The sequence below is a fragment of the Pseudomonas floridensis genome (genome assembly GCF_002087235.1).
GTDB classification, from domain to species: domain Bacteria; phylum Pseudomonadota; class Gammaproteobacteria; order Pseudomonadales; family Pseudomonadaceae; genus Aquipseudomonas; species Aquipseudomonas floridensis.
The window spans coordinates 21,024-27,339 of the sequence record NZ_MUIO01000066.1 but is presented as its reverse complement, the minus strand read 5'-3'; the positions used below and the strand labels follow the sequence as shown (position 1 = coordinate 27,339).

General features: G+C 59.0%; 6 protein-coding genes. 2 read left to right on the top strand and 4 right to left on the bottom strand.

The features are described 5' to 3' along the window. The 4 genes from BZK31_RS16595 to pcaR all read right to left on the bottom strand — a co-directional run. Nucleotides 1–971: acetyl-CoA C-acyltransferase (locus BZK31_RS16595; protein WP_208617209.1), on the bottom strand; the 971-nt coding region annotated here is incomplete at its 3' end. Then, nucleotides 968–1,747: a CoA-transferase subunit beta gene (locus BZK31_RS16590; protein ID WP_083184036.1), complete on the bottom strand. Its 780-nt coding sequence runs from the start codon at nt 1,745–1,747 to the stop codon at nt 968–970. The genes BZK31_RS16595 and BZK31_RS16590, both read right to left, overlap by 4 nt. Continuing rightward, entirely contained in the window at nt 1,747–2,604 is an 858-nt protein-coding gene (locus BZK31_RS16585) for a CoA transferase subunit A (protein WP_024688703.1), read from the bottom strand. Before BZK31_RS16585 ends, BZK31_RS16590 begins: the two co-directional genes overlap by 1 nt. A 154-nt stretch (nt 2,605–2,758) precedes the next feature. After that, the gene (gene pcaR, locus BZK31_RS16580; protein ID WP_083184035.1) at nt 2,759–3,601 is read right to left on the bottom strand and encodes a pca regulon transcriptional regulator PcaR; all 843 of its coding nucleotides are present in this window, start codon (nt 3,599–3,601) and stop codon (nt 2,759–2,761) included. A gap of 834 nt (nt 3,602–4,435) precedes the next feature. Between pcaR and BZK31_RS16575 the strand changes: the two genes are divergently transcribed. Further along, nucleotides 4,436–4,633, top strand: a complete 198-nt coding sequence (locus BZK31_RS16575; RefSeq protein WP_083184041.1) for a hypothetical protein — start codon at nt 4,436–4,438, stop codon at nt 4,631–4,633. Between the two features lie 204 nt (nt 4,634–4,837). Beyond that, nucleotides 4,838–6,310 carry an inorganic phosphate transporter gene (locus BZK31_RS16570; RefSeq protein ID WP_083184034.1) on the top strand — a complete coding sequence of 491 codons (1,473 nt, stop codon included), beginning with the start codon at nt 4,838–4,840 and terminating at the stop codon, nt 6,308–6,310. The last annotated feature ends 6 nt before the right edge of the window (nt 6,311–6,316 follow it).

Sequence of the window (6,316 nt, the reverse complement as noted above, 5' to 3'; positions counted from 1 at the left end):
TCGTTGAGCTCGATGACATCGAAATCGGATACCGCCAGACCCAGACGCTCGACCAGCTTGCGCACCGCGGGTACCGGGCCGATGCCCATTACCCGTGGCGGTACGGCAGCGCTGGCCATGCCGAGAATCCGCGCACGCGGGGTCAGACCGTGTTTCTTCACCGCGTCGGCCGAGGCCAGAATCAGCGCGGCCGCGCCGTCATTCACGCCTGAGGCATTGCCTGCGGTGACCGTCTTATCCGCACCGTTGACCGGTTTGAGTTTGCTCAGGGTCTCCAGGCTGGTGTCGGCGCGGGGATGCTCATCCTTGTCGACGATGGTCTCGCCTTTCTTGTGAGCGACGCGCACCGGCACGATTTCTTCCTCGAAAAAGCCCGCAGCCTGGGAAACGGCTGTGCGTTGCTGGCTGCGCAGGGCGAAAGCGTCCTGATCGGCTCGAGAAATCAAAAAGTCGGCGGCCACGTTGTCGCCTGTTTCGGGCATCGAATCCACGCCATACAGCGCCTTCATGGCCGGGTTGATGAAACGCCAGCCGATGGTGGTGTCTTCCAGTTTCATGCTGCGCGAGAACGCCGCATCGGCCTTGCCCATGACGAAGGGCGCGCGGGACATCGACTCGACGCCGCCTGCAATCGCCAGCTCCATCTCGCCAGTGGCAACGGCGCGAAACGCCGTTCCGATGGCATCCATACCCGAAGCACACAGACGATTGAGGGTCACGCCCGGAACGGTCAGCGGCAAGCCTGCCAACAGTGCCGCCATGCGCGCCACGTTACGGTTGTCTTCACCGGCCTGGTTGGCGCAGCCGAGGAACACCTCGTCGACCTCCTCCCAGTTGACCGTCGGGTTGCGTTCCATCAGCGCCTTGATCGGAATGGCCGCCAGGTCGTCGGCACGCACCGAGGACAGGCCGCCGCCAAAGCGGCCGATGGGGGTGCGAATCGCATCGCAAATAAACACGTCACGCATCATGCTTCTCCTGCGACCTGACCGTGAGCGGCAGCGGTCCGGGCTTCCAGATCCCGCAGGGCGGTCAGTTCGGCTTCAGTCGGATCTTCGGAATAGACCACATTGTCGGCAAACCGGACTTCCCAACCGGTCGCGGCGATGACCTGCTCGCGGGTGACACCCGGGTGCAGCGTGGTCACCACGAACTCATTGCTGCCCTCTTCAGGCTCCATGATGCACAGGTCGGTGATGATACCCTCCGGGCCTGCGCCTGGCAGGCCAAGCCGCTTGCGCGAGTCGCCGCCTTCGCCGTGGCCGACCGAGGTGATGAAATCGAGCTTGTTGACGAACGAGCGCGCCGACTGCTTGAGAATGATCAGCACCGATTTGGCCGAACCGGCAATCTCCGGCGCCCCACCGGCACCCGGCAGGCGCACTTTCGGATTGTGATAATCGCCGACCACAGTCGTATTGATATTGCCGAAGCGATCAACTTGCGCGGCGCCCAGAAAGCCGACGTCCACGCGCCCGCCTTGCAGCCAGTAGCGAAAGATCTCGCTGGTCGCGACCACGGTGTCTGCGGTTTCGGCCAGCTCGCCATCACCAATGGACAGCGGCAGCACGCTCGGCTTGGCGCCAATCGGGCCGGATTCATAGATCAGTACGACATCGGGCGCAGACGTCAGACGCGCCAGGTTGGCGGCCTTGGACGGCAGGCCGATACCGACGAAGCAGACCGCTCCGTTACGCAAACGGCGGGCAGCAGCAACGGTCATCATTTCACTGGTGGTGTAGGTCATTATTTTGCCTCCGAAGCGCGAGCCAGCTTGCTCTGGAATTCGCTGAAGTCCGCCGTGCCGTGGATGTATTCGTCGATCCAGGCTTTGAAGGTTTCACGGTCTCGGGCAATCGGGTCCCAGGCCTGATAGAAAGGGTTGTCGCGCTCGTAGTAACCGTGGGCGTAGGACGGATGAGCACCGCCAGGCACCAGACACACTGCGCTCAATGCCCAGGTCGGCAATACGCAGGAATTCATCGGTGCCTTGAGGTCGTCGACGATCTCCTCGACCGTCACTATGCAACGCTTGGCAGCCAGCGCGGCCTCCTTCTGCGCGCCGAGAATGCCCCAGAGCAACACGTTGCCCTTACGGTCGGCTTTCTGAGCATGAATCACGGTCACGTCCGGACGCACCGAAGGCACGGCAGCGAGAACTTCGCCAGTAAACGGACAGGTTACGGTCTTGATCAGCGGGTTGACCTTCGGCAGGTCGGAACCGGCATACGCACGCAACACGGCGAACGGCAGACCCGAAGCCCCGGCGACGTACGCATTGGCAAGGTCAGCATGGCTGTGCTCTTCGATCTCCATGGCCCGCGGCCACTGCTTTTCGACCGCATCGCGCAGCCGATGCAGAGAACCCACGCCAGGATTGCCGCCCCACGAAAAGATCAGCCGTTTCGCGCAACCTGCACCGATTAACTGGTCGTAGATCAGGTCGGGAGTCATGCGTACCAGCGTCAGGTCCTTTTTACCCTGACGGATGATTTCGTGGCCTGCGGCCGTGGGGATCAGATGGGTGAAACCTTCCAGCGCAACGGTGTCGCCATCGTTGACCAGTTGTTTCACCGCATCGCGTAGAGAAAGAATGTCTGCCATGAGGTGCTCCGAACCCAACATCACGTTCAATGATCAGCGCGAAGACCTGCGCCGGAATGAAAATGAGGTTATGCCTGAGCACTGTGGCAAACAATCCGATAATCGACTAACCGTTCGATTATCGAACCGATTCATTAACCGACTGACAACCGGTTCAAGTGAACAACTGTGTGCTCAGATCACGGCTGGCATCGAGCATGATCGGCAGAAAGCGCTGTTCCAGATCACTGCGAGCCACGCGTCCGGCACTGGTGCTGACATTGAGCGCGGCCAGAACCTGACCCGATGCATCATAGACCGGTACGGCAATCGAGCGAAGTCCCTGCTCCAGTTCCTGATCGACGATACACCAGCCTTGTTGACGGACCTGTTGCAGACACTCCAGCAACGCTTCCGGCGTGCGGATGGTTCGGCTGGTCTTGGGTTGCAGATCCACGTGATCGAGGTATTCGTGCAGAGAAACATCATCCAGCGCGGCGAGCAGAATGCGGCCCATGGACGTACAGTACGCCGGCAGACGCCCGCCCACCGAAAGATCCACCGATATAAGCCGCTGAGTCGTCGCCGACCTGGCTATATAAAGGATGTCGTCCCCCTCGAGTGTGGCCATATTGCAGGCTTCGTGCAGCTGATCGCTCATCCGGTCCAGATAAGGCTGCGAGGAAATCGCCAGCGGCGTGGACGACAGATAGGCATGGCCCAGGGTCAGAACCTTGGGCAATAACGAATAGGTACGACCATCGGTGGTGGCGTAACCGAGCTTGATCAACGTATGCAGGCAACGACGCACGGCCGCCCGGGGGATCTCCGTACGGTGACTGATCTGCGCAATGGTCAGGTGCCGTTTGCGCTCCTGAAAGGCATGAATCACCGCTAACCCACGTGCCAGTGATGTCATGAAATCCGGATCACCGGTCAGCGCCTGAATACGCTTGGCAGGCGAAGCCACGATCGGCGGAGCCAGTGAGGAAAAAGAATTACGCAGTTCGTCGTTCATTGCCGCAACCTCTGTACACCCTTTCAGGCCTTGTGAACCGGCGGTTTCAGTCACATGCAGCGCACATGACCCGGACCGGCTTGTGCGATTATCGAACCAATGGCCGATAATCGCAATTGACCCATGGTAAATATGCTTATACCTTTAGGTCTGCCACGAAGTGACTTCTTGGAAATTACTGGTCAGGTACCCACTGAGAAGTCCAAGGCAGCGGCCTTGCCTTTTAAGCAAGGCCGTTTTCATTACAGCTCACTCTGTCAACAGCGCCTCACCCGCGCATAATCGACGCACCCTTCCCCTCGCTTATTCATAAAACAGTCAGGCCGTCAGACTTTCTGAATTCCGACGCCGGTTTTTTGTCCGATACCGTCAATTCTCTTTTATGAAAGTTCTGTCACATACATGACTCACCTGTACTTCGGAACATTCGTACAAAATGAGTGGGTTCTCTCATTATTCAAACCGCTATAGTTGACGCAGCCGAACTTCTTGGAGATAGTATCTTTCATTGACTGGCTAAACCTTCAGCAGTGTCTCGTGCGCCCACGAGCCCTCAGGCTGCAGTCCTGTCAACGCAGCGGCCACGCACAACGGGGCAATTGCAGAGGGTGGTCTACCACGACCCCGGCGTTTCAACCCTGAACCACATGTCGCTACGACAGTTGTTTTTCTCCGGTGCCCGTAGCCGCGAGCCGCAGCAAGATGTTCAGACATTTTCCAGACACTGTGCCGATTGCCTATGCCCCTGCGCTGTTTTCGGCAAAGACTGGAATGAACCTGTTTGCCGTGCCCTGCGTTTTCACCGGAATTCATTTGACTCGATCAGGTAATAAAGTGACTAAAGATGAACTGCGCGCGGAACTTGAGCGCCAGGAGCAACGTTTCAAGGATGTCTACGGCGGCGAGATCACCACTTATGCCGCGCAACCGGAACCGGAACGCAAACCCTGGCGTAAACGAGCCAGCCTTCGGGATCAGGCTTTCAAGCAGGAACTGCAAAAGATGGAACAGGACCTGAAACAAGAGTCCTGACGCTCGGGCCCGAGCAGCCCTGACGATGTGATCCGCGCTACTGCGACCTGCCATTGAAGTGTAATTGTCTGTCTGCCTTACCAAAGAGGCGGCGCTCATGCGTCTTTTTTTTTGGTTTCAGGCGACACCGGTCGAGGCCGACAAGTCGATCCGTATTTTTTCTGTCATAATCGCGCCCCCTTCAGACCGGGTCAGAAAATCTACATGATCGAATTATTCAGCGGGCTAGATGCTTGGGTGCTTGTGAGCCTGTTGCTCGCCCTGGCCTTCGTCCTTGCCTTCGAGTTCATCAATGGCTTTCATGACACTGCAAACGCGGTGGCGACAGTCATTTATACGAAAGCCATGCCGCCGCATCTGGCTGTGATCCTTTCCGGTGTGTTCAACTTTCTCGGCGTATTGCTGGGCGGCGTGGGCGTGGCATACGCCATCGTTCACCTGCTTCCGGTCGAACTGCTGATCAACGTCAACACCGGTCATGGGCTGGCGATGGTGTTCTCGCTGCTGGCTGCGGCGATCACCTGGAACCTGGGGACCTGGTATTTCGGCATTCCGGCGTCCAGCTCCCACACGCTGATCGGCTCGATCCTCGGTGTGGGCCTGGCCAATGCCCTGATCAACGACATCCCGCTCGCCGATGGAGTGAACTGGCAGAAGGCGATCGACATTGGCGCTTCGCTGGTGTTCTCCCCGCTGGCAGGCTTTCTGGTCGCCGGACTGGTGCTGATCGGCCTGAAATGGTGGCGTCCGCTGTCCAAGATGCACAAGACCCCGGAGCAGCGTCGCAAGCTCGACGACAAGAAGCACCCGCCGTTCTGGAACCGTCTGGTGCTGGTGATTTCCGCGATGGCCGTGAGCTTCGTGCACGGCTCCAACGATGGTCAGAAAGGCATCGGCCTGATCATGCTGGTGCTGATCGGTATCGTTCCGAGCCAGTTCGTGCTCGACCTCAACAGCACGACTTACCAGATCGAACGAACTCGTGATGCTACTCAGCACCTGAGCCAGTTCTATCAGCGCAACAGTGACACCCTGGGTGAATATCTGGCGATGGGCAAAGCCGAAAAAGGCGATTTGCCGTCCAGTTCAGCGTGTAACCCGGAGCAGACCGAGCCGACCATCGATGCGTTGCTGGATCGTCTGAAGGGCGTTTCCGACTACCACTCGATGCCGTCCGAAAGCCGCATTGAAGTGCGTCGCTATCTGCTGTGCCTGGACGACACCGCACGCAAGGTCGGCAAGCTGCCGGGTCTGGCAGCGCGTGAAAAATCCGACCTGGAGAAACTGCGCAAGGACCTGACAGCCACCACCGAATACGCCCCATTCTGGGTGATCCTGGCCGTGGCGCTGGCGCTGGGTATCGGCACCATGGTGGGCTGGAAGCGTGTGGTCCTGACCATTGGCGAGAAGATCGGCAAACAGGGCATGACTTACGCACAAGGCATGTCGGCACAGATCACGACGGCTTGCGCCATCGGTATGGCCAACGTGTTCAGCCTGCCCGTCTCCACCACCCACATCCTGTCCTCGGGTGTGGCCGGGACCATGGTGGCGAACAAGAGCGGCCTGCAAGGCGGCACCGTTCGCACTATTCTGCTGGCCTGGGTGCTGACCCTGCCCGCAACCGTCGCGTTGTCCGCCTGCCTGTTCTGGCTGGCGTCCAAAGCGCTGTCCTGATGCCTG

Bases quoted from the DNA above. Each gene is read 5' to 3' on its own strand.
- BZK31_RS16585 (WP_024688703.1), bottom strand. From the start codon at position 2,604: ATGGCAGACATTCTTTCTCTACGCGATGCGGTGAAACAACTGGTCAAC.
- BZK31_RS16590 (WP_083184036.1), bottom strand. From the start codon at position 1,747: ATGACCTACACCACCAGTGAAATGATGACCGTTGCTGCTGCCCGCCGT.
- BZK31_RS16570 (WP_083184034.1), top strand. From the start codon at position 4,838: ATGATCGAATTATTCAGCGGGCTAGATGCTTGGGTGCTTGTGAGCCTG.
- pcaR (WP_083184035.1), bottom strand. From the start codon at position 3,601: ATGAACGACGAACTGCGTAATTCTTTTTCCTCACTGGCTCCGCCGATC.